The sequence below is a fragment of the Hydrogenophilus hirschii genome, assembly GCF_054656675.1.
Genome location: NZ_BAAHXQ010000001.1, coordinates 435592 through 457159 on the forward strand (window position 1 = coordinate 435592; position 21568 = coordinate 457159).

Genomic DNA, 21568 nt, shown 5'->3' on the forward strand with positions numbered 1-21568 from the left:
GAAGAGGCTGCGCCCGCGGCCAAACAAGAGACAGTCAGAGGATGCACATGAAAACCTTTTCCGCCAAACCGCATGAAGTGAAGCGCGACTGGTACGTCGTGGATGCGTCCGGCAAGGTTTTGGGGCGTTTGGCCTCGGAAATCGCACGGCGCCTTCGCGGCAAGCACAAGTCGATCTATACCCCGCACGTCGATACCGGTGACTATATCGTCGTGGTGAACGTCGATAAGATCCGCGTCACGGGGAACAAGGCGAAAGACAAGAAGTACTATCGCCATTCGGGCTACCCCGGTGGGCTGTACGAAACCACGTTCGAAAAGCTTCTGGCCAAGCATCCGGAGCGGGTGCTGGAAAAAGCGGTCAAAGGGATGTTGCCAAAAGGGCCGCTTGGGTACCGGATGATCAAAAAGTTGAAGTGCTACGCAGGGCCGGAGCATCCGCACGCTGCGCAGCAACCGAAACCGCTCGATATCTGAGGAGCGCATGATGGCGGTCAATCAAAATTACGGAACCGGGCGTCGCAAAGAAGCAGTGGCGCGCGTCTTTTTGAAGCCGGGTAAAGGCAACATCGTCGTGAACGGTAAGCCGGTCGACAGCTATTTTTCGCGGGAAACCGCGCGCATGATCGTGCGTCAGCCGCTCGAGCTCTTGGGCGTTACCGAGCAGTTCGATTTCACCATCACCGTGAAAGGTGGCGGTGAGTCGGGGCAAGCCGGTGCGGTGCGTCATGGGATCACCCGCGCGTTGATCGACTACAATCCGGAGTGGAAAGCGCAATTGCGCGCAGCCGGGTTCGTGACCCGCGACGCTCGTGAGGTCGAACGCAAGAAAGTGGGTCTCAAGAAAGCCCGCCGCGCCGAGCAGTACTCGAAGCGGTAAGCAAAAGATCTTTTCCAGACAAAAAAGCCACCTTGCGGTGGCTTTTTTGTTATCCTGTCACCAGACAATCAATCAAGGAGTGACGATGATTCGCGTCGGTATCGTGGGGGGAACCGGTTACACGGGAGTCGAACTGCTGCGGCTGCTGGTCGGCCATCCGAACGTCGCGCTGCATGCGATCACATCGCGCGGCGAAGCGGGAACCCCGGTGGCGCAGCTCTTTCCGTCGCTGCGCGGACGGGTCGATCTGGCGTTTTCCCACCCGGACGAAGCACCGCTCGATGCCTGTGACGTCGTGTTTTTTGCGACCCCGAACGGAATCGCGATGCACGAGGCGCCAAAGCTCCTCGCGAAAGGGGTTCGGGTGATCGATCTCGCTGCGGACTTTCGCTTACGTGACGTCGCGGTTTGGGAACGCTGGTACGGGATGCGGCACGCTTCACCTGAATGGGTGGCGAAAGCGGTCTATGGGCTACCTGAGCTCTTCCGTGACGAAATTCGTACCGCACAGCTCGTGGCCAATCCTGGCTGTTATCCCACTGCGGTGCAGCTTGGCCTTGCCCCGCTCGTCAAAGCGCAGGTGGTGCGCTGCGAAGGGTTGATCGCCGATTGCAAATCGGGCGTTTCGGGCGCCGGACGTAAAGCGGAGGTGCATACCCTTTTTGCGGAAGCCAGTGACAATTTCAAAGCCTACGGTGTTGCCGGGCATCGCCACCAACCCGAAATCGTCCAGGGGTTGGCCCGTCTTGCGGGGGCAGACGTCGCGCTCACGTTCGTGCCCCATCTCACCCCGATGATTCGCGGCATCCATGCCACCCTCTACGCGGAACTCACAACGGAAGTCGACCTCCAGGTGCTGTACGAAACGTTCTATCGCGAAGAGCCGTTCGTCGACGTTCTGCCCAGTGGGTCGCATCCCGAAACCCGTTCCGTACGCGCGGCGAACCTCTGCCGCATCGCGGTCCATCGCCCCGGTAACGGTCGTCGCGTGGTGGTTCTCTCAGTGATCGACAATTTGATGAAAGGGGCCGCGGGGCAAGCGGTACAGAACATGAACCTGATGTTCGGGTTGCCGGAGACGACGGGGCTTATGCAGGTGCCGGTCAGCCCGTAAGGGGGTTGCAATTTTCCGACTAAAACGCTAAGTTATTGCTATCGGTACGAACAAGGAGTGACCCAATGAGCGAAGCAGTCGTCGACGATGTTCTGGTATTTACGGATGCCGCTGCCGCAAAAGTGCGCGAGCTGATCGAAGAGGAAGGTAACCCCAATCTGAAGTTACGCGTATTCATCACCGGTGGCGGGTGTTCCGGTTTTCAGTATGGATTCACCTTCGACGAGGAAGTGGCGGACGACGATACGGTGGTCGAAAAAGGCGGCGTGACGTTGCTGATCGACTCGATGAGCTACCAATATCTGGTGGGTGCCGAAATCGACTACGTCGAAGACATCAACGGTGCGCAATTCGTGATTCGCAACCCCAACGCGGTGACGACCTGCGGCTGTGGGTCGTCGTTTTCTGTCTGAATCGCGAGACCGCCGAACAGTGAACCGCCCCAAAGGGGCGGTTTTTTGTGGTACGATGTGACGTTGACGTTAACGTAACAAAGGAGGAGCCGATGTTGATTTCGGATCGCGTTTTCGTGATCACCGGTGCCGCGTCGGGGTTGGGCGCAGCGACGGCCCAAGCCGCGGTGGCGCAGGGCGCCAAAGTGGTGTTGCTCGATCGCGATGCGAAAAAAGGGGCGGCGGTTGCCGGGCAACTGGGTGCCGCTGCGCGCTTTTGCCCGTGTGACGTCACCGACGAAACCTCGGTGCGGGAGGCGCTCGAGGCGGGCGTGGCAGCGTTTGGACGCATCGATGTCTTGGTGAACTGCGCCGGGGTTGCACCGGCGGAAAAATTGGTGGGTCGCGAAGGACCACACGCGCTCGTTTCTTTCGAACGCACGATTGCGATCAACCTGACCGGTACCTTCAACACGATGCGGCTTGCGGCAGCGCGGATGATCGGCAACGAGCCCAACGAACACGGCGAGCGCGGGGTGATCGTCAATACGGCGTCGATCGCAGCGTTCGAAGGGCAGATCGGTCAAATTGCGTATGCCGCGTCGAAAGGAGGGATCGTTGCGATGACATTGCCGGCAGCGCGGGAGTTGGCGCGGCACGGGGTGCGGGTGATGACCATTGCGCCCGGGATCATGGAGACCCCAATGCTCCTGGGGATGCCGCAAGAGGTGCAGCAGTCGCTGCACGCGATGGTCCCTTTCCCGCAGCGCATGGGCAAACCGGCCGAATATGCCGCGCTGGTGTTGCACATCGTGAGCAATCCGTATCTCAACGGTGAGACCATTCGCCTCGACGGCGCAATCCGGATGAGCGCGAAGTAAGGTGTGACCGGGGCGCGCCGATCCTACCGGCTGCGGAGTGCCCGGTGCAGGTGCCCGCAGCAAGGACGGGTCATCGGGTACAATCGCCACTTACGCCCGCGCGTGTGGCGCAATCCCGTCCGTTCATGAACGAAACCGCTAAAACCCAAGAGACCTGTTACCACTGTGGTTTGCCGATTCCCCCGGAAAGTCATTACTGGGTGACGATCGACGGCACGCCCCGGCGGATGTGCTGCGCCGGGTGTGAAGCCGTTGCCAACGCGATCGTTGCGGCGGGATTGACCAACTACTATCGCCATCGGGACGCGATGCCGGAGCCGGTGCGCGAAGCGTTGCCGGATGTCCTGAAAACCTTGGAGACGTTCGACGCGCCGGAGCTGGTCGAACAGCTTTCCCGTCCCGCGTCCCCTCATGAGCGCGAAGTTTCACTGATTCTCGAAGGGATTACCTGCGCCGCGTGTGTCTGGCTCAACGAACAGCATCTGCGGCGGCAAAAAGGGGTGACCCACGTCGAGATCAACTACGCAACCCGACGCGCGCTCGTGCGCTGGAACCCGGATGAGACGTCGCTTTCGCGGATTCTGCAGGCGGTTGCAGAGATCGGTTACCGCGCCTATCCGTTCGATCCGCAAACGAGCGAAGCAGTGGCACAGCGCGAACGACGTGCGATGCTCTGGCGGGTTTTCGTGGCGGGCTTCGCGTCGATGCAGGTGATGATGTATCTGGTGCCCACCTACCTCGCAGGCGACGGCGAGATGGATCCCAGCTACCGTCAGCTCTTTTATTGGGCTTCGTTCCTGCTGACCCTTCCCGTAATGTTCTACTCGTGCGGCCCCTTTTATCGCAACGCGTGGCGTGATCTCAAGCAGCGTCGCATCGGAATGGACGTACCGGTCGCGCTCGGGCTGCTGATCGCGTTCGGCGCCAGTGTTTTCGGGATGCTCACGGGCTATGCCGACGTCTATTTCGATTCGGTGAGCATGTTCGCCTTTTTCTTGCTAACGGGCCGCTATTTCGAAATGGCGGCGCGCCAGCGTGCGGTCCGCGGGCTCGATGAACTGGCGCGCGCGCTGCCTGCGGTGGCCGAGCGGTGGAACGCCGAAACGCAAACGTTCGAGGTCGTGCCGGCGGTCCGCCTCACCGCTGGGGATCGTATCCGCGTCAAACCGGGCGAAGTCTTTCCCGCGGATGGCGTGATGGTCGAAGGAGAAAGTGACGCCATCGAGGCGATTCTGACCGGGGAGAGCCGTCCCGTGCCGAAACGGGTCGGGGACGAAGTAATCGGCGGCAGCGTCAATGGCAGCGGCGTGGTCGTGGTCGAAGTGACCCATGTCGGCGAAGCGTCCCGTCTGGCGAGTATTCGTCGGTTGGTCGAACGGGCGCAAAGCGAACGCCCCCGCATCGCGTCCGAAGCCGATCGACTTGCGGGACGTTTCGTGGGTACCGTGTTGGCGTTGGCCGTGGCCACTGCGCTCTTTTGGGCCTGGTGGGCGCCAGAAAAGATCGTACCCACGGTGGTTGCCGTGTTGATCGTGGCATGTCCCTGCGCGTTGGCGTTGGCGACACCGGCTGCAGTCACCGCTGCAACCGATGCGCTGTTGCGGCGCGGCGTTTTGGTCACGCGTGGTCATGTTTTGGAGACCGCAGCGCGTATGACCGACTGCATCTTCGACAAAACGGGGACGCTCACCGAAGGAGAGCCCGCGCTACGATCGGTGCGGTTGTTGGATCCTGCCCGCTGCGATGAAATGCAGGCACTTGCGTTGGCGGTCGCACTCGAAGCGGGAAGCAACCACCCGATCGCGCGTGCGTTGCGGCGCGCAGTTCCGGCTGACGTGGAAACAGAGCAACGGCACGCTGTGGTCGCGTTGCGGCACGAAACTGGCGGTGGGCTCTCCGCGTCGATCGGCGGGCGGCAGGTTGCGCTGGGTCGGCCGGCATGGGTCGAAGCGACGTTGGGGATCGCCCCGTTGTCGTCTTACGCTCAGGAATGGGCGGATGGGCAGACGTCAGAGACCGTCGTCGCGCTTGCCGACGAAGCCGGTTGGCTCGCCCTCTTTTTCCTCGAAGACCGGTTGCGACCGGAGGCGCCTCAGGTGATCTCCCGGTTCGTCCAGGCGGGGGTGACGCCCCACCTCTATTCGGGGGACCGTGCACCGGCGGTAGCTGCGGTCGCGCAAGCGGTCGGAATTGCCGATGCCGAGGGGGATCTTTTGCCGGAAACCAAACACGAACGCCTGCTTGCGCTGCGTGCGCAGGGGGCGGTCGTCGGGATGGTCGGGGATGGTGTCAATGACGCCCCTGTGCTTGCCGCAGCCGATGTCGGTATCGCGATGGGAAGCGGCGCCGATCTGACCCGCCATCATGCCGACGTGATCCTGGTGCGGGATTCGCTTTGGGGTGTGTGGCTGCTTTATCGGCAGGCGAAACGAACGCTTGCGATCATTCGGCAAAATTTGCGCTGGTCGTTCGGGTACAATCTCGTGGCGATACCGCTGGCAATGGCGGGCTGGGTGACCCCGTGGCTTGCGGGAATCGGCATGGCGGTCAGTTCGTTGCTCGTCGTGCTCAATGCACTGCGCCTACAGCGGCTTCCGGTCGATCCGGAACAAGGGGTGTGAGGTGGAACTCGAAATCTTGTACCTGTTGATCCCGCTTTCGCTGGTTTTGGTGGTGGTCATCGGAGGGGTCTTCTGGTGGGCGGTAAAACGTGGCCAGTTCGACGACCTCGAGGGGCCGGCCTACCAAATCCTTTTCGACGAGGAGCCCACCAAACCGGAAAGCCGTCCAGACGCAGCGGCGCGCGACGCGAAAAAATGAACCTCTGTTGACCTGCGTCAAAGAACCGCAAAGGCGTTACGGATATAATGTTTCTGCGGTTCGCGCAACGTGGCGGCCGTTGGGTTTCTTGTCTCTCTGTTGGGGTTGGGGGTGCGAACGATTCGCACCCTTTTTTTATCTGGAGTTTCAAATTCCCTGAAGCGGAACAAGTCAAGATAGTTGTCGCCTGATTCATGCAATCACCTGCCTTCTATTTCAGCTTGGGTAGAGTCCCGAACGACGCTGTCCCGTTCCGGGTTGAGCGTGACGGCCCCGATCGGTGTCCAGTCCCGTGTCTGCCCGGACCAGCGCGCCGGGTGACGTTCGCGGGCTTGAAGATAGGTCTGGTGCCGTGCCGCCAGGATCGCATGGTCTTCCCCGGCATGCCGTTGGGCGGGGGTGACGTAGCGCAGGCCGCTGTGGCGGTGCTCGACGTTGTACCAGTGCACGAAGTGCTGTCCCCACTGGCGGGCTTCGTCCAGGCTGGCAAAGCCGCGCGCCGGGAATTCGGGGCGGTACTTCGCCGTTTTGAAGAGCGATTCGACGAAGGCGTTGTCGTCGGACACCCTGGGGCGAGAGTATGAGGGCTTGATCCCCAGCCAGTGCAGCATCGCCAACACCGTGGTGGCCTTGAGCGTGCTGCCGTTGTCGCCGTGCAGCACGGGTTTTTCCGGCAGGGCGTGGAGGCCTTCGGCCAACGCGGTGCGCTTGAGCAGGCTCACCGCGTGTTCTGCCTCATCGGTGGCATGAATCTCCCAGCCGACGATCTTGCGGCTGTACAGATCCATGATCAGATACAGGTAGAACCACTGCCCCTTCACGTGGGTGGGCAGGTAGGTCATGTCCCAGCACCACACTTGTCCGGGGGCGCTGGCTACGTGCGTCGTCGGCGCTCGCGTGCGCTGCGGCGCACGGCTGCGCCCACGGTGACGGGTTTGTCCGTGGGCACGCAGCACGCGCTGAAAGCTCGATTCGCTGGCAAGATAGACGCCCTCGTCGGCCAGCGTGGGGACGATGCGCGCCGGGGGTTGGTCGGCGAAACGGGGCTCGTTGGCCAACGCCTGGATCCTCGCCCGTTCTTCGTCGCTGAGCGCATGCGCCGGCTGCGCACGCTTTGCCAGGGGCCTGCGGTCCCCCTGGCGCAGTCCTTCCTGCGCTTTCCAGCGCTGCAGGGTGCGCAGCGTCATGCCTGCGACCTCGCAGGCCGGGCGTAGGCGCGCGCCGGCTGCGTGTGCCTCATCGATGTGTCGGACCAGTGTTTGGCGATCTTCCAGGCCGATCATGCGTCCTCGTCCTTGGGGAAGATCGCTTCGAGCTTTTTTGATAGCACCAGCAACGCTGCCGCTTCGGCCAGCGCCTTTTCCTTGCGGCGCAGGTCGCGCTCGAGTTCCTTGATGCGACCCCGCTCGGCCTTCTTCTCCCGCAGAGCCTGCCGTGCGACTTCCTCGGGCTCATCGAGCGCCTGCAGGGCGGCGGTGCGCCATTGCTCGAGCGTCTGGGGATACACGCCATGCTCGCGGCACCAGGCCCCTTTGCTCGCCTCGTCCATCGCGGCGGTCGAGAGCACCGCTTCGAATCGGGCCCCCGCACTCCAGCCCCGCTCGCCAACGGGCTGGGAGAGCGCCTCGGCTCGCCAGCGCGCTAGCGTCGCAGCTGAAATGCTCAGCTCTCGCGCCAGCGTCTGCACCGCGACACTTTCTGGCGGCAACAGCCGTGCAACCGCCCTGTCCTTGAAGGACTGTCCGTATCTGGCCACTTCGTTCTTCCTTTGTCGCCCTCTGGTTTCAGGATCTATCGAGACGACAACTATTCTGACACAGAGGGGAAGGCAACACCCGAATCGCTTTGCTACAATCAGAACGCTTTGTTGATTTAGATCAAAACTTCTTTTTGCAATCGGTGTATCCTAATGGGTGGCGGCATTGACGCCGGTGTTTTGGGTATCTCTGGATAGGAGAGGTCTTATGGAAGCGCAAACGACTTATAACTACAAAGTCGTGCGCCAGTTCGCCATCATGGCGGTGATCTGGGGCATCGTCGGGATGTCTGTGGGGGTTCTCATTGCCTCCCAGCTCGTTTGGCCGCAGCTCAACTTTACCGAGCTCGGTGAGTGGTTCCACTTCGGTCGCTTGCGGCCGTTGCATACCAACGCCGTGATCTTCGCTTTCGGCGGGTGTGCGCTCTTTGCTACGTCGTACTACGTGGTGCAGCGTACCTGTCATACGTCGCTCTTTGCGCCCGCGTTGGCTTCCTTTACCTTCTGGGGTTGGCAAGCGGTGATCGTGCTTGCGGCGATTACGCTGCCGCTTGGAATCACCACTTCGAAAGAGTACGCCGAACTCGAATGGCCGATCGACGTCTTGATCACGCTGGTTTGGGTCGCGTACGCGATCGTCTTCTTTGGCACGATCGCGAAGCGTAAGACCAGCCACATCTATGTCGCGAACTGGTTCTACGGTGCGTTCATCATCGCGGTGGCGTTGCTTCATATCTTCAACAGCGCGGAAATTCCGGTGACGCTGTGGAAGTCCTATTCGCTCTATGCCGGTGCGGCAGACGCGATGGTGCAATGGTGGTATGGCCATAATGCCGTGGGCTTCTACCTCACCGCGGCGTTCCTTGGGATGATGTACTACTTCGTCCCGAAACAGGCGGGTCGCCCGGTCTATTCGTACCGCCTCTCGGTCGTCCACTTCTGGGCGCTCATCTTCACCTACATGTGGGCCGGGCCGCACCACCTCCACTACACGGCTTTGCCTGACTGGACCCAGTCGCTCGGGATGATCTTCTCGCTGATCCTCCTGGCACCGTCCTGGGGTGGAATGATCAACGGGATCATGACGCTTTCGGGTGTCTGGTACAAATTGCGTGACGACCCGATCCTCAAGTTCTTGATCGTCTCGCTCTCGTTCTACGGGATGAGCACGTTCGAAGGGCCGATGATGTCGGTGAAGACGGTGAACGCGCTCTCGCACTACACCGACTGGACCGTTGGCCACGTCCACTCCGGCGCGCTCGGCTGGGTGGGAATGGTCTCGATCGGCTCGCTCTACTACCTGATCCCGCGGCTCTACGGCAAGACCGAAATGTGGTCGAAAGAGCTCGTCACGCTCCACTTCTGGATCGCGACGATCGGGATCGTGCTCTACATCGCGTCGATGTGGATCTCCGGCGTGATGCAGGGGTTGATGTGGCGTGCGACCAACGCCGACGGTACGCTCACGTACGCGTTCATCGAATCGGTGAAAGCCTCTTATCCGTTCTGGGCGATTCGTGCGCTGGGTGGTCTGCTCTACGTTTCCGGTATGGTGATCATGCTCTACAACGTGGTGAAGACGATTTCGGGCGCTCAACCGGCGGAAGAGCGCATCCTGCCGGCGCCTGCAGCAGCGCACTGATCGGTTGAGGAGAAAAAAATGGCTCATTCGAAACACGACATCATCGAGCGCAGTCTGCCGCTTCTGATCATCTTTACGTTGATCACGGTGAGTATCGGCGGGTTGGTCGAGATCGTGCCGCTCTTCTTCCAGCACTCGACCACCAAGCCGATCGACCGGGACGGCAAACCGCTCGACGTCAAACCTTATGACGCGTTGCGGCTCACTGGGCGCGATATCTACATCCGCGAAGGCTGCAACAACTGCCATTCGCAGATGGTGCGTCCGTTCCGTTCCGAAACCGAACGGTATGGCCACTATTCGGTCGCAGGCGAATACATCTACGACCGCCCGTTCCTTTGGGGTTCGAAGCGGACGGGGCCCGACCTGCATCGTGTCGGCGGGCGCTATTCGGATGAATGGCACCGCGCCCACCTCAACAACCCGCGTGACGTCGTGCCCGAATCGAACATGCCGGCGTTTCCGTGGCTGAACCGCCCGATCAAGCAGAGCGACATCGACGCGATCCAAGCGAAGATGCGGGCGCTGCAAAAGCTCGGGCATCCTTACACGGAAGAGGAGATTGCCAACGCGCCGAAGATGCTCGAAGGCAAGACCGAAATGGACGCGGTGATCGCCTACCTCCAAGGGTTGGGTCGGGCGCTCTCCAACTTCCAATGACGGCAATGAGGCAAGGGAGCTGAGCCGATGGATCTCAATGATTGGCGCGCGTTGGTGACCGTATTGGCGTTCGTCTGCTTCTTGGCGATCGTCGCGTGGGCGTACAGTAGTCGCGCCAAAAAGGGGTTCGACGAAGCGGCTCAGATCCCTTTCCTCGACGAACCGGGTGAACGTCATAACGAGAGAGGATCGAATCATGGCTGATTTCATCAGTCCCTTCTGGGATATGTACGTGAAGGTGCTGGTGGCGCTGTCGCTGCTCTTCTGCGTCTTCGTGATCGCAACGAACATGCGCGCTACCGGCAAGGTTGGGGAATTGCAACCCCATAGCTGGGACGAAAACCTGCAAGAGTGGAACAATCCGCTCCCGCGCTGGTGGATGTATCTCTTCTGGTTGACGGTGATCTTCGCGATCGTCTATCTGGTGATCTACCCGGGTTTTGGGAGCTTCAAGGGGATCGCGGGGTGGAGTTCCGTCGGCCAGTGGGAAAAAGAGATGAAGGCAGCAGAAGAAAAGTATGGCCCGCTCTATGCCAAATATCGCAATATGGACGTTAAAGCGATTGCGGCTGACCCTGAAGCGATGGGGATGGGTAAGCGCCTGTTCCAGACCTACTGCATGCAGTGCCACGGGGCCGACGCTCGCGGCGCGAAAGGTTTCCCCAACCTCACCGACAACGACTGGTTGGGTGGTGACGGCTCTCCTGATTACATCAAGGCGACCATTACCAATGGCCGTATGGGGGTGATGCCGCCGTTCCCGCAGTTGGGTGAGGAGGGGGCGAAGAATGTCGCGCACTATGTCCGCTCCCTCTCGGGGCTTGCGCACGACGCGACCCGTGCGCAACTAGGGTCGAAAATTTTTGCCGAAAACTGCGCTGCGTGTCATGGTCCCGACGGGAAAGGTAACCCTGTGATCGGTGCGCCCAACTTGACCGACAATATCTGGCTCTACAGCTCGTCCGAAACGCAGATCATGAGCAACGTGATGAACGGTCTGAACAACCGGATGCCGGCTTTCGGCGAATTCCTCGGACAAGACAAAGTCCACCTCTTGACGGCGTACGTCTGGAGCCTCAGCCACAAGTGATCCTGCTGGGCGCTGCCTCCGGGCAGCGCCGGCAGGTGCATTGTTTCCAACCCCATGGATTTACTGCGATGCCGGTCGCAGTCAAAGAAAATAAGCAAATAAGGAAATAATGATGGTTACGGAAACGGAAAACCCGCAAACCGGGGAACCTCGCTCGACCTCAAGCAAAGCGCCTACCGCGCAAGCAGGTGGCTCTGCTTCATCTTACCCACAACCTGCGCGCAACGATCAACGCGCACAGACAGAAAACGAAGCGCAATCGCTCTACGCGAAACACAAAAAACTCTATGTCCGCTCGACGAGCGGCACATTCCAAAAGTGGCGGTGGTTCTTCGTTTTCCTCACGCAGGCGATCTTCTACGGCTTACCGTGGCTGGACTGGAATGGCCGTCAGGCGGTGCTTTTTCACCTGGTCGAACGGAAGTTTTACCTCTTCGGCTGGGTTTTTTGGCCGCAAGACGTCTTCTTCTTGGCCATTATCTTGATCCTTTCGGCGTATGCGCTTTTTTTCTTCACGACGATCGCCGGGCGGCTTTGGTGTGGTTACACCTGTCCGCAGACGGTCTACACCGAAATCTTCATGTGGTTCGAAGAGAGAATCGAAGGGGACCACATCAAACGGCGCAAACTCGACCAGGCTCCGTGGAACGCCGAAAAGGTCCTTCGGCGCGGTGCGAAATATCTGATTTGGATTCTCTTTTCGTTATGGACGGGCTTTACGCTCGTGATGTACTTCACACCGCGTCAAGAGCTGTTGGCAGAGCTGGCAACACTCAGTTTTGGTCCGTGGGAGTGGTTCTGGATCTTTTTCTACGCCGGGTTCACCTATTTGCTCGCGGGCGTGCTGCGGGAACAAGTCTGTAAATATATGTGTCCATACGCCCGTTTCCAGGGCGTGATGTTCGATCCCGATACGTTGATCATCACTTACGATGAAGAGCGGGGTGAGCCACGCGGCCCGCGGAAGAAGGGGGTCGATCCTCGATCGATCGGTAAGGGAGACTGTATCGACTGCGGGATTTGCGTCCAGGTTTGCCCAACGGGTATCGATATCCGCAATGGTCTGCAATATGAGTGCATCGGATGCGCCGCGTGCATCGACGCGTGCAACGAGGTGATGGACAAGATGGGGTATCCGCGCGGTTTGATTCGGTACAGTACCGAAAACGCCATGCTCCACCACTGGAGCCGGGAGCAGGCGTGGCGTCGGGTTTTGCGGCCTCGCGTGCTGGTTTACGGTGTTTTGCTCGCGCTCTTTACGGGTATCCTGTTCTATAAGATCGCGACCCGCCCGGATGTTCGGGTAGACGTGCTGCGTGACCGTGCGGCGCTTTCGCGCGAGTTGCCGGGAGGGTGGATCGAGAACGTCTACACGCTGCGGTTGATGAACATGGCCGAGCGGCCACGGCAGTACACCATTTCGGTGAGTGGAATTCCGGGAATGAAACTGGAAGGCCCCAAAACCGTTGCGATGCCCGCTGCGGCGACCGAATCGATCGTTGTTTCGGTGCAGGTGCCTGCGCAAGCGGTGAAACCGGGTCGTTACGATATCATGTTCGAAATCGGTGTTGCAGACGAACCCGAAAATGTCTCGCGTGAGCACGCAACCTTCTTGGTGACGGAGTGACACTCCAATGAGCCGACCTGACACCAAAGGAACGCCTTGGTACAAGCAACGGTGGCCGTGGTTGCTGATGGCGCCACCGCTCGTGGCTGTCATCGCAGGGTTTTACACCTTGAAATTGGCGATCCAGAGTTGGGACGGATTGGTGTCGGACGATTACTACAAAGAAGGGTTGGCGATTCAACAGCGGATCGATCGTACTGCAAAAGCGGCTGAACTGGGTCTTGCCGCGTGGGTGCAATGGAACGATGGGCGTTTGACCCTATGGTTCGACCCGGCGCGTCTCAAGATCGATCCGCCGCATCTCATTACCGTGCGTTTCGTTCATCCGACGCAGAGCGGGAAAGACCAGCAGCTCAACCTGGTGCTCGATCAGGGACGCTACTGGGCCCCGCTCGCGTTGCCGACGATGGGGCGTTGGCACGTGGTCATCGAAGACGAGTCCCGCCAGTGGCGACTGAGCGGAACCATTGTTGTCCCGACAGAGAGAGAGGAGCTCATCCAACCCATTGTTCCCAAAGAGTAAAGGAGGGTATCATGTCTGACGCACTGCGGGAGTTCTTCACCACCGATATCGGGTTGTTGAGCCTCTTTACGATAAGTTTTGTAATTGTGATGGCGAGCTTCATCTATCGTTTCGTCAAGCGGCATATGAACGACAAACCGGAAGCGTAACGAAAGACAAGCTGAGTCACGGACGCACGTACCGTGCACTACAAGGCCTTCCTTGTTCCGCAAGGAAGGCCTTGTTTTCGAGCGGATCCAGCGCGATCTGTTGCTGGTTAGCGATAGACCAGTACCGGCAGTTTGGTGTGCGAGAGGACCTTGTTCGTGACGCTCCCAAGAAGCAGTCGAGCGATGCCGCTGCGGCCATGGGACGCGATGAAAATGAGATCGCAACCGTGCCGTTCCGCTGCGTCGATGATCGCATCGGCAGGGGCGTCGCTCACCACGGTATCGGTGTCTGCTTCGACTCCGGCCTCACTGGCCTTTTCCTTCGCTGAGTTGAGGATGGTATTGGCCTCTTCCTGAGCGGCTTTGCGGAACTGTTCCGGTGTCGTGGGATCGATCAGCGCTCCCTCGCCATAGACTGGGAGGGGGAAATCGGGTTGCGCATAGAAAAAGGTGATGCGGGCGTTGAGGGCTTTTGCGAACGCAACTGCCCGTTCGACCGCAGCGAGCGCAAGTTCGGAACCATCGGTGGGGACGAGAAGATGGCGAAACATGGCAAGGCTCCTTCCATTTGTGTTAGACTGAGCCATTATAGCCGAATGGTGAAAAGGGAAAGGGGAGTGTCGTGAAAACGCTCCAGTCGACTCCGGAACGGATGGCCGAAGTGCTCCACCACATGGCGGAGGAGAGTTGGGATCCGATCGGAGTGAGCGCGCCGCTCCTTCATGCGCTGTTTTCTTGGGGTGTGCATCCGCTCGAGGCCAACGCGTTGTGGTGGCGCGCCGCCGAAGATAGCGCGCGGTGGCAGCAGTTCGTGTGGCAGCGTGTGCTTGGGGAAGCCGATGCGCCCCCACCGTTTCCGCCGGTTGCCGATGATACCCGCTGGGATCATCCCGCGTGGCAGACTCATCCATTCTGGGCTGGCTGGCAGCAGGCCTATTTGGGCGCAACGCGTCTCATGCAGGATGCCCTCTACGCGACACCGGGACTGAGCGAAAAGGAGCGCCGCCGAGCGGCGTTCTGGCATCGCACCTTTGCCAACGCGCTGGCGCCGACGAACTTTTTCTGGAGCAACCCAGAGGCGCAACGTCGCGCGTTGGCAACTAGCGGCGCATCGCTTTGGCAAGGCATGAAAAATTTCTGGGCCGATGTCGCTGCGGGACAGGTCCGGATGTCACGCACCGACGATTTTCGTGTCGGTGACAATCTGGCGACCACCCCGGGGCAGGTGGTGGCCCGGAACGCGTTGGCCGAGGTGATTCGCTACCATCCGGCAACGCCCAATCAATACGCGCGGCCGCTCGTGATCGTTCCGCCGTGGATCAACAAGTTCTACATACTCGATTTGACACCGCAAAAAAGCCTGGTGCGCTTTTTGCGCGATGCGGGTTTCGACCTCTTCATCATCAGTTGGCGAAACCCCACTGCCGAAATGGCGGCGACCACTTTCGAGGAGTATTTGCGCTTGGGGATCGACTGTGCGGTGGAGACGGCACGGACCTTGAGTGGCAGCGACAAGGTCCAGGCAGTCGGCTATTGTCTGGGAGGAACGGCGCTGGCCAGTTACGCGGCCGCCAAGGGGGCGGAGCAGGGAAGCGAAACGCCGCTTGCCAGCGCGACGTTCTTTACGACCCTGGTCGATTTTTCTGCACCAGGGGATATCGAGGTATTCGTCGATCCCGGAACGGTACGCTATCTGTGCCACAAGATGCGGCTGACGGGGTATCTCGACGGCGCGGAGATGGCAGCAGCGTTTCGGTTGTTGCGCGCCAATTCGCTGATTTGGCATTACGTCGTGCACGGGTGGCTCTATGGCGAGGAGCCGTCGCCGTTCGACGTTCTTTACTGGAACATGGATACCACACGGATGCCAGCGGCGATGCACTGCTGGTATCTGCGCGAACTCTACCTGAAAAACCGCTTGGTACGTCCCGGTGCGTTGCAGTTGATGGGGCAGCCGATCGACCTACGGGCGATCACCGTGCCGGTCTACGCCGTGGGTGCGGAAGACGATCACATCGTGCCGTGGCGACAGACCTATCAGTTGCTCAAACACGTGCGGGGCCCCAAACGGTACGTTTTGTCGAGTTCGGGGCATATCCTCGGTATCGTGAATCCGCCGAAGGATCCCCCCAAGCGCCACTACCGAGTGAGCGACTTTGCCATGCTCGTGCCGAAGGCCGAGGAGTGGTTTGCGGCGACCGACCCGCAGCCCAACAGTTGGTGGTCCGACTGGGTCCTTTGGTTACAACGGGAAGCTGGGGAGCGGAAAACGGCGGCGGATCCGGAAACCTGGCCGAATTTGGGCGCAGCGCCGGGGCGTTATGTCCATGAATGAACGCGCTCGTCAAAAGCAGGCCCATTGCCTCACGGCGTTGCAGCGGTGGCTGGATCCGTGCGCTCGGGATAGAGGAGTTGGCGTAGCCCTTCCCGGTCCAACAGCACGATTTCACGGCGATCGACGCGGAGATACCCTGCTTCTTGAAACGCGGAAAGCGTACGCGAGACGGTTTCCAGTTTGAGCCCGAGGTACGATCCGATCTCTTCGCGGGTCATCCGCAGGCGAAACTGGGTGGGCGAGAAACCGCGGGTAGCGAAGCGCTGGGAAAGGTTGAGCAGAAACGCGGCAAGGCGCTCTTCGGCGCGCATCGAGCCCAGAAGGGTCATTACCCCCTGTTCGCGCACGATCTCGCGCGACAGCACTTTGTGGAACTGGGTCATCAACGCGGGAATCTCTTGGGAGAGCGCTTCGAGCTGCGCGTATTCGATCACGCAGACTTCACTGTCTTCGAGCGCAATCGCGGTGACCGCGTGGCGTCCGCTGCCGATGCCGTCGAGCCCGAGGAGCTCCCCGGTCATCTGAAACCCGGTGACCTGTTCGCGGCCGTCCGTGAGGGTGAGGACGGTTTTGAACGAGCCAAGGCGCACGGCATAGAGCGCTTCGAACGGGGCTTGGCTTTCGAACAGGGCTTGGTGGCGTTTCACCCGTTTGCGTACCGAGACCAGGGTGTCGAGCTTTTTGAGGTCGTTTGCCGGTAGCCCGACGGGTAGACAGAGCTCGACGAGGTTACATTGCGCGCAGGCGATGCGCAATTGTTCGGGTAGCGCCGCGGGTCGCATCGCGTTCTCCAGGGGTTGGGGTTTGTGGCCGCTCATTGAGGTGTGTCAAAGACAGTCGCACTTTTTTGTGCCATAGTATCGGATTGTGATCGAGTCCGCAAGGAGCGTGACCGTGAGCCACTTTTCGCAAGCGGTGGTGTTCGACCCGGAGTTGATTCGCCGTTTCGACATCGCAGGGCCGCGTTACACCTCTTACCCAACGGCCGACCGTTTCGTCGAGGCGTTTGGCCCGGAGGCTTATGGGGAAGCATTGGCGAGTCGGGCCGTTGCCGGCGTACAGCGGCCGTTGTCGCTCTATGTTCATATTCCGTACTGCAACACCATCTGCTACTACTGTGCGTGCAACAAGATCATTACCAAAGACCATTCCCGCTCGTCGCGTTATCTCGATTACTTGGAACGGGAGATGGCGCTCGTTGCCGAAAAACTCACGGGAAGCCGTACGGTTGCTCAGTTGCACTTTGGCGGCGGCACGCCTACCTTTTTGCACGAATCGGAGATGCGTCGGTTGTGGGCAGCGATTCGGCGCACCTTCACTTTGATCGAGCACGGGGAGTATTCGATCGAGGTCGACCCCAGGAAGGTGGGCCGTGAGCAGGTATTTTTGCTGCGCGAACTCGGGTTCAACCGCATGAGTATCGGGGTGCAAGATTTCGATCCCGTGGTGCAACGTGCGGTGAACCGCGTGCAGTCGCTCGACGAGACGCAGGGGGTGCTCGAGGCCGCGCGTGCGGCGGGGTTTCATTCGGTGAGTTTCGACCTGATTTACGGGTTGCCGCATCAATCGGTCGAGCGCTTTGCGAAAACGCTGGACGCGGTGATCGCGCTCGCGCCGGATCGGCTATCGCTCTACAGTTACGCCCATCTGCCACGTCTCTTCATGCCGCAGCGCCGAATCGACGAAGCGACGTTACCCAGCGCAGCGGAAAAGTTGGCGATTCTCAAGATGGCGATCGAACGGCTGACCGACGCGGGGTATGTCTATATCGGGATGGATCACTTCGCGAAACCGGAAGACGAGTTGGCAGTGGCGCAGCGCGAAGGGCGGCTGCACCGCAATTTTCAGGGTTATTCGACGCACGCCGAATGCGATTTGGTCGCACTGGGAATTTCGGCGATCAGTAAGATCGGTCCGTACTACGCGCAAAACCACAAAACGGAAGAGCCTTATTACGACGCGCTCGACCGGGGTGAGTTGCCGACGTTGCGCGGGGTGGCGATGAGCCCGGACGATGTGTTGCGCCGTTCCATCATTCAAGCGTTGATGTGCCACTTCGAGCTTTCGATCGACGCGGTCGAAGAGGCGAATCTGATCGACTTCGCGCACTACTTTGCGCCGGAGTTGGCGGATTTGCGAGAAATGGAAGCAGCCGGCTTGGTGACGGTGAGCGACCGTTGGATTACCGTGTTGCCGAAAGGGCGCCTTTTGGTGCGGGCGATCGCAATGGTCTTCGACCGGTACCTGCGCGCCGACCGCGAGCGCACCCGTTATTCGAAAGTGATTTGAACGGGGGACGTGTTGGGTTCGGTCGGCGGTTATTTGGCGGTTTTTCTCATCGGCCTGTTGGGCGGTGTTCACTGCTTTGGTATGTGCGGTGGGATCGTCGGGGCGTTGTCGCTGCAGACGAACCCTACCGCGGGTAGTGGCCCTGCGCGCTGGCTTTTGCACCTGACCTACAATCTGGCGCGGATCACCACCTATACCGTGTTGGGCGCGGTGCTTGGCGGTTTGGGGGCGATCGCGACCGTGCTCGAATCGGTGTTGCCGGTTCAATTGGGGCTCTACGTCGTGGCTAACTTGTTGTTGGTGGCGATGGGGCTCTATCTGTTGGGGCAGACGCAGTGGTTGGCGCCGGTCGAACGGGTTGGGCAAGTTCTGTGGGTCCGGGTGCAACCGCTTGCCCACCGCCTTTTACCGGTCCGGTCGATTCCGCAAGCGGCGCTCCTTGGCGGACTCTGGGGGTTTCTCCCCTGTGGCTTGGTCTATAGCGTGCTCGCTACAGCGTTGATGAGCGGTAGTGCCGAGCGAGGCGCTTTGGTGATGTTGTCGTTTGGGCTTGGGACGTTGCCCAATTTGCTGCTGGCTGGCTTGATGTTTCACCGTTTTCGGGGTTGGGCACAGCATCCGCGGGCGCGGTGGGGCGCGGGGCTCGTTGTGATCGCGTTCGGGTTGTGGGGGCTGTGGCGGGCGCCGGAACTGGGCGGCGCGATCTGGCAAGGGGTGGTCTGCCATACGCCGTGATGAAACCGTTCGTGCGCTGCGCACGATCGGTGGCTGGGTTCGGACGGCTTTGCCCGTATAATTGCACACGGTTTTTTTAGCCACTAGGGAGTGATGTCATGGCGTTTGAACGCGTTTCCGCCGGCAAAGACGTGCCGAACGATGTCAATGTGATCATCGAAATCCCGGCGCAGGCCGACCCGATCAAGTTCGAAATCGACAAAGACAGCGATGCGATCTTCGTCGATCGCTTCATGGGGACGTCGATGCGTTACCCCCTCAACTATGGGTATATTCCCCATACCCTCTCCGACGATGGGGATCCGGTGGATGTGCTGGTGATGACGCCGTTTCCGGTTCCGCCGGGGGTGGTGATTCGCTGCCGCCCTGTCGGGATTCTGAAGATGGAGGATGAAAGCGGGGTCGATGCGAAGGTGATCGCGGTACCGGTAAGTAAATTGACGCCGCTCTACGACGCGATCCAGTCGCTCGATGATTTTCCCAAATTGATCCTTGAGCAGGTGAAGCACTTCTTCGAGCACTACAAGGATCTCGAACCGGGCAAGTGGGTGAAGGTCACGGGCTGGGGTGGCGTCGATGAGGCGAAAGCCGAGATCCTGAACGGCGTCAAAAACGCGGCGAAATAACGCGAATGAGCGGTCCCTTGCGGATTGCCGTCGCCCAATGCGATCCGGTCGTCGGCGATTTCGATGCGAACGTCGACCGGATCGTCGCCGCGGCTGAGGAGGCCGCGCAACAGGGCGCACACCTGCTGGTGACGCCGGAGTTGGCGCTGAGCGGTTACCCGCCGGAAGACCATCTGCTGCTGCCCGATTTCGCGCGGGCATGCGAACGGGCTTTCGCGACGCTCTGCGCGCGGCTACCGCGTTCCCTCGATGTGCTGGTCGGTTTGCCGCGCTGGCGCGAAAAGGGGTGCGAAAACGCAGCGGCGTGGATCCATGACGGTGCGTTGCTGGGATGGTACGCGAAACACCGCTTGCCCAATTCGTCGGTGTTCGACGAACACCGTTATTTCGTCCCGGGGGACGCGCCGCTTGTCGTCACCTGTCAAGGGGTGCGTGTGGCGGTGGTGATCTGCGAAGATCTCTGGCATCCCGCGCCGCTTGCCGCTGCGCAGCCGCTGGGAATCGATCTCGTGGTCGCGTTGAATGCCTCGCCGTTTCACCTCGGTAAAGAGAAAGAGCGAGAAGCGGTCGCACGTGCCCGTGCGCAAACGTGCGGCGCCAGCGTGCTTTACGTGAATCGTGTGGGGGGGCAGGACGAGCTCGTCTTCGACGGGGCGTCGTTCGCGCTCGCAGCCGATGGCGCCGTCGCATGGCGCGGCCCGCAGTTCGAAACGGTAACCGCGCTTTTGACCTGGGCGTCGGGCGGTTGGCAGACGGTCCCCGATTCGGCACCCCAGCTCGATGACGAGGACGTGCTCTTTCGAGCGCTCACCTGTGCGGTGCGCGATTATGTGCACAAAAATGGTTTTCGTGGCGTGGTGATCGGTCTTTCCGGCGGGATCGACTCCGCGCTCGTTGCCTGTCTGGCGGTTGCCGCGTTGGGTGCAGAACGGGTGCGGACGGTGATGATGCCGTCCCCCTATACGGCGGAGATGAGCATCAAGGATGCGGCGCAACTGGCGCAGAACTTGGGTGTGCGTCATGACGTGATCCCCATCGAACCCGCGATGGCAACGTTTGGTGCGTCGCTTGCGCCGCTCTTTGCCGGTTTGCCTGCGGATACCACTGAAGAGAACGTCCAGGCACGGATTCGCGGGTTGTTGTTGATGGCCATTTCCAACAAAACCGGTTCATTGGTGCTCACCACCGGAAACAAGAGCGAAATCGCAACGGGTTACTGCACGCTCTACGGCGATATGGCTGGGGGCTTTGCGGTACTCAAAGATGTCTACAAAACGTGGGTCTATCGTCTGGCGCGCTGGATCAACCGGGAACAGGAGGTGATCCCGTCGCGGATCATCGAGCGCCCACCATCCGCCGAACTGCGTCCGAACCAGGTGGACGAGGAGCGCTTGCCGCCTTACGCGGTACTGGACGCCATATTGACACGTTTCATCGAGGAGCGGCAGTCGGTAGCGGAGATCGTTGCTGCGGGTTTTGCGCCAGAGGTGGTCGATTCCGTGTTGCAGTTGCTGTTTACCAGCGAGTACAAACGGCAGCAGGCACCTTTGGGGCCGCGGGTGACTCGGTGTGCGTTCGGTCGCGACTGGCGGCACCCGGTTACGTCCCATTTTCGGCCCCGAGCGGCCCAACCGTGATAAGGAGCAAGCGATGAAGAAGGTAGAGGCGGTGATCAAGCCGTTCAAGCTCGACGAGGTGCGCGAGGCGCTCTCCGAGGTGGGGGTGAACGGTTTGACGGTGACCGAAGTCAAGGGATTCGGGCGGCAAAAGGGGCACACCGAGCTTTATCGGGGTGCCGAATATGTGGTCGATTTCTTGCCGAAGGTGAAAGTCGAGGTGGTGGTGCCCGATGAGATGGTGGAGGCGGTGGTCGACGCGATCGTCAAAGCCGCGCGGACTGGCAAAATCGGCGATGGCAAGGTCTTTGTTTCCCCGGTGGAGCAAGTGATTCGGATTCGCACCGGCGAACTCAACGAATCGGCGATTTGATCGCGCGAGGTGGTGCGGTGCTACTCGGTGGCAGTGGGCGCGAAGTGGGTTTACCCGTCAC

General features: G+C 60.3%; 23 protein-coding genes. 20 read left to right on the top strand and 3 right to left on the bottom strand.

Annotated elements, in window-relative coordinates:
* Positions 1-47: 47 nt before the first annotated feature.
* From rplM to ccoS, 7 genes are all read left to right on the top strand, one after another.
* Entirely contained in the window at positions 48-476 is a 429-nt protein-coding gene (gene rplM / locus ACYQ4Z_RS02205; protein ID WP_119334689.1) for a 50S ribosomal protein L13, read from the top strand.
* 10 nt (positions 477-486) lie between these two features.
* Entirely contained in the window at positions 487-879 is a 393-nt protein-coding gene (gene rpsI, locus ACYQ4Z_RS02210; RefSeq protein ID WP_285615180.1) for a 30S ribosomal protein S9, read from the top strand.
* Positions 880-964: 85 nt separating this feature from the next.
* Positions 965-1993, top strand: coding sequence for an N-acetyl-gamma-glutamyl-phosphate reductase (gene argC / locus ACYQ4Z_RS02215; RefSeq protein WP_219972818.1), 1029 nt, complete (start codon positions 965-967; stop codon positions 1991-1993).
* Positions 1994-2058: 65 nt separating this feature from the next.
* Positions 2059-2406 carry an iron-sulfur cluster insertion protein ErpA gene (gene erpA / locus ACYQ4Z_RS02220; protein WP_119334692.1) on the top strand — a complete coding sequence of 116 codons (348 nt, stop codon included), beginning with the start codon at positions 2059-2061 and terminating at the stop codon, positions 2404-2406.
* A gap of 92 nt (positions 2407-2498) precedes the next feature.
* Positions 2499-3266 carry an SDR family NAD(P)-dependent oxidoreductase gene (locus ACYQ4Z_RS02225; RefSeq protein WP_119334693.1) on the top strand — a complete coding sequence of 256 codons (768 nt, stop codon included), beginning with the start codon at positions 2499-2501 and terminating at the stop codon, positions 3264-3266.
* Between the two features lie 125 nt (positions 3267-3391).
* The gene (locus ACYQ4Z_RS02230; protein WP_459859924.1) at positions 3392-5887 is read left to right on the top strand and encodes a heavy metal translocating P-type ATPase; all 2496 of its coding nucleotides are present in this window, start codon (positions 3392-3394) and stop codon (positions 5885-5887) included.
* Position 5888: 1 nt separating this feature from the next.
* On the top strand, positions 5889-6086 hold the full coding sequence (ccoS, locus tag ACYQ4Z_RS02235; protein WP_325162780.1) for a cbb3-type cytochrome oxidase assembly protein CcoS: 198 nt from the start codon (positions 5889-5891) through the stop codon (positions 6084-6086).
* Positions 6087-6286: 200 nt separating this feature from the next.
* Here ccoS and ACYQ4Z_RS02240 read toward each other — a convergent pair.
* A protein-coding gene (locus tag ACYQ4Z_RS02240) for an IS3 family transposase (RefSeq protein ID WP_088178290.1) occupies positions 6287-7842 on the bottom strand; the annotation gives its coding sequence in 2 pieces (ribosomal slippage) (positions 6287-7410 and positions 7410-7842; 1557 coding nt in all).
* Positions 7843-8050: 208 nt separating this feature from the next.
* On the opposite strand from ACYQ4Z_RS02240, the gene ccoN reads away from it, so the two are divergent.
* The 7 genes from ccoN (at position 8051) to ACYQ4Z_RS02275 (ending at position 13533) form a co-directional block, all read left to right on the top strand.
* Positions 8051-9484 (top strand): cytochrome-c oxidase, cbb3-type subunit I, encoded by a 1434-nt coding sequence (gene ccoN / locus ACYQ4Z_RS02245; RefSeq protein WP_459859925.1) that lies wholly within the window; start codon positions 8051-8053, stop codon positions 9482-9484.
* 18 nt (positions 9485-9502) lie between these two features.
* Complete coding sequence (gene ccoO, locus ACYQ4Z_RS02250; RefSeq protein WP_459859926.1) at positions 9503-10144, top strand: cytochrome-c oxidase, cbb3-type subunit II; 642 nt, start codon at positions 9503-9505, stop codon at positions 10142-10144.
* Between the two features lie 27 nt (positions 10145-10171).
* Positions 10172-10348, top strand: coding sequence for a cbb3-type cytochrome oxidase subunit 3 (locus ACYQ4Z_RS02255; RefSeq protein WP_119334698.1), 177 nt, complete (start codon positions 10172-10174; stop codon positions 10346-10348).
* Entirely contained in the window at positions 10341-11234 is an 894-nt protein-coding gene (gene ccoP / locus ACYQ4Z_RS02260; RefSeq protein ID WP_119334699.1) for a cytochrome-c oxidase, cbb3-type subunit III, read from the top strand. Before ACYQ4Z_RS02255 ends, ccoP begins: the two co-directional genes overlap by 8 nt.
* Positions 11235-11346: 112 nt before the next feature.
* Positions 11347-12861: a cytochrome c oxidase accessory protein CcoG gene (ccoG, locus tag ACYQ4Z_RS02265; RefSeq protein WP_459860459.1), complete on the top strand. Its 1515-nt coding sequence runs from the start codon at positions 11347-11349 to the stop codon at positions 12859-12861.
* 7 nt (positions 12862-12868) lie between these two features.
* Positions 12869-13384 carry a FixH family protein gene (locus ACYQ4Z_RS02270; RefSeq protein WP_219972828.1) on the top strand — a complete coding sequence of 172 codons (516 nt, stop codon included), beginning with the start codon at positions 12869-12871 and terminating at the stop codon, positions 13382-13384.
* Positions 13385-13395: 11 nt separating this feature from the next.
* The gene (locus ACYQ4Z_RS02275) at positions 13396-13533 is read left to right on the top strand and encodes a DUF3149 domain-containing protein (RefSeq protein WP_119334702.1); all 138 of its coding nucleotides are present in this window, start codon (positions 13396-13398) and stop codon (positions 13531-13533) included.
* Between the two features lie 107 nt (positions 13534-13640).
* Here the strand turns inward: ACYQ4Z_RS02275 and ACYQ4Z_RS02280 are convergent, their stop codons facing one another.
* Positions 13641-14084 (bottom strand): universal stress protein, encoded by a 444-nt coding sequence (locus ACYQ4Z_RS02280; RefSeq protein ID WP_285615167.1) that lies wholly within the window; start codon positions 14082-14084, stop codon positions 13641-13643.
* 71 nt (positions 14085-14155) lie between these two features.
* Here ACYQ4Z_RS02280 and ACYQ4Z_RS02285 point away from each other — a divergent pair, with 71 nt between their 5' ends.
* The gene (locus ACYQ4Z_RS02285) at positions 14156-15868 is read left to right on the top strand and encodes a PHA/PHB synthase family protein (protein ID WP_459859927.1); all 1713 of its coding nucleotides are present in this window, start codon (positions 14156-14158) and stop codon (positions 15866-15868) included.
* 29 nt (positions 15869-15897) lie between these two features.
* Here the strand turns inward: ACYQ4Z_RS02285 and ACYQ4Z_RS02290 are convergent, their stop codons facing one another.
* Positions 15898-16650 carry a helix-turn-helix domain-containing protein gene (locus tag ACYQ4Z_RS02290; protein WP_219972831.1) on the bottom strand — a complete coding sequence of 251 codons (753 nt, stop codon included), beginning with the start codon at positions 16648-16650 and terminating at the stop codon, positions 15898-15900.
* A 112-nt stretch (positions 16651-16762) separates the two neighbouring features.
* Between ACYQ4Z_RS02290 and hemN the strand changes: the two genes are divergently transcribed.
* From hemN to ACYQ4Z_RS02315, 5 genes are all read left to right on the top strand, one after another.
* The gene (hemN, locus tag ACYQ4Z_RS02295; RefSeq protein ID WP_219972832.1) at positions 16763-18157 is read left to right on the top strand and encodes an oxygen-independent coproporphyrinogen III oxidase; all 1395 of its coding nucleotides are present in this window, start codon (positions 16763-16765) and stop codon (positions 18155-18157) included.
* A gap of 9 nt (positions 18158-18166) precedes the next feature.
* Positions 18167-18892: a sulfite exporter TauE/SafE family protein gene (locus ACYQ4Z_RS02300; protein WP_219972833.1), complete on the top strand. Its 726-nt coding sequence runs from the start codon at positions 18167-18169 to the stop codon at positions 18890-18892.
* 98 nt (positions 18893-18990) lie between these two features.
* A complete protein-coding gene (gene ppa, locus ACYQ4Z_RS02305) occupies positions 18991-19518 on the top strand; it encodes an inorganic diphosphatase (protein WP_119334704.1) in 528 nt (175 codons plus the stop codon).
* 5 nt (positions 19519-19523) lie between these two features.
* Positions 19524-21155 (top strand): NAD+ synthase, encoded by a 1632-nt coding sequence (locus tag ACYQ4Z_RS02310; RefSeq protein ID WP_219972835.1) that lies wholly within the window; start codon positions 19524-19526, stop codon positions 21153-21155.
* Between the two features lie 13 nt (positions 21156-21168).
* A complete protein-coding gene (locus ACYQ4Z_RS02315; protein ID WP_119334706.1) occupies positions 21169-21507 on the top strand; it encodes a P-II family nitrogen regulator in 339 nt (112 codons plus the stop codon).
* The last annotated feature ends 61 nt before the right edge of the window (positions 21508-21568 follow it).

Excerpts from the sequence above, each read along its gene's own strand:
- rplM (WP_119334689.1), top strand. The coding sequence starts at position 48 with ATGAAAACCTTTTCCGCCAAACCGCATGAAGTGAAGCGCGACTGGTAC.
- rpsI (WP_285615180.1), top strand. The coding sequence starts at position 487 with ATGGCGGTCAATCAAAATTACGGAACCGGGCGTCGCAAAGAAGCAGTG.
- argC (WP_219972818.1), top strand. The coding sequence starts at position 965 with ATGATTCGCGTCGGTATCGTGGGGGGAACCGGTTACACGGGAGTCGAA.
- erpA (WP_119334692.1), top strand. The coding sequence starts at position 2,059 with ATGAGCGAAGCAGTCGTCGACGATGTTCTGGTATTTACGGATGCCGCT.
- ACYQ4Z_RS02225 (WP_119334693.1), top strand. The coding sequence starts at position 2,499 with ATGTTGATTTCGGATCGCGTTTTCGTGATCACCGGTGCCGCGTCGGGG.
- ACYQ4Z_RS02230 (WP_459859924.1), top strand. The coding sequence starts at position 3,392 with ATGAACGAAACCGCTAAAACCCAAGAGACCTGTTACCACTGTGGTTTG.
- ccoN (WP_459859925.1), top strand. The coding sequence starts at position 8,051 with ATGGAAGCGCAAACGACTTATAACTACAAAGTCGTGCGCCAGTTCGCC.
- ccoO (WP_459859926.1), top strand. The coding sequence starts at position 9,503 with ATGGCTCATTCGAAACACGACATCATCGAGCGCAGTCTGCCGCTTCTG.
- ACYQ4Z_RS02255 (WP_119334698.1), top strand. The coding sequence starts at position 10,172 with ATGGATCTCAATGATTGGCGCGCGTTGGTGACCGTATTGGCGTTCGTC.
- ccoP (WP_119334699.1), top strand. The coding sequence starts at position 10,341 with ATGGCTGATTTCATCAGTCCCTTCTGGGATATGTACGTGAAGGTGCTG.
- ccoG (WP_459860459.1), top strand. The coding sequence starts at position 11,347 with ATGGTTACGGAAACGGAAAACCCGCAAACCGGGGAACCTCGCTCGACC.
- ACYQ4Z_RS02270 (WP_219972828.1), top strand. The coding sequence starts at position 12,869 with ATGAGCCGACCTGACACCAAAGGAACGCCTTGGTACAAGCAACGGTGG.
- ACYQ4Z_RS02275 (WP_119334702.1), top strand. The coding sequence starts at position 13,396 with ATGTCTGACGCACTGCGGGAGTTCTTCACCACCGATATCGGGTTGTTG.
- ACYQ4Z_RS02280 (WP_285615167.1), bottom strand. The coding sequence starts at position 14,084 with ATGTTTCGCCATCTTCTCGTCCCCACCGATGGTTCCGAACTTGCGCTC.
- ACYQ4Z_RS02290 (WP_219972831.1), bottom strand. The coding sequence starts at position 16,650 with ATGCGACCCGCGGCGCTACCCGAACAATTGCGCATCGCCTGCGCGCAA.
- ppa (WP_119334704.1), top strand. The coding sequence starts at position 18,991 with ATGGCGTTTGAACGCGTTTCCGCCGGCAAAGACGTGCCGAACGATGTC.
- ACYQ4Z_RS02310 (WP_219972835.1), top strand. The coding sequence starts at position 19,524 with ATGAGCGGTCCCTTGCGGATTGCCGTCGCCCAATGCGATCCGGTCGTC.
- ACYQ4Z_RS02315 (WP_119334706.1), top strand. The coding sequence starts at position 21,169 with ATGAAGAAGGTAGAGGCGGTGATCAAGCCGTTCAAGCTCGACGAGGTG.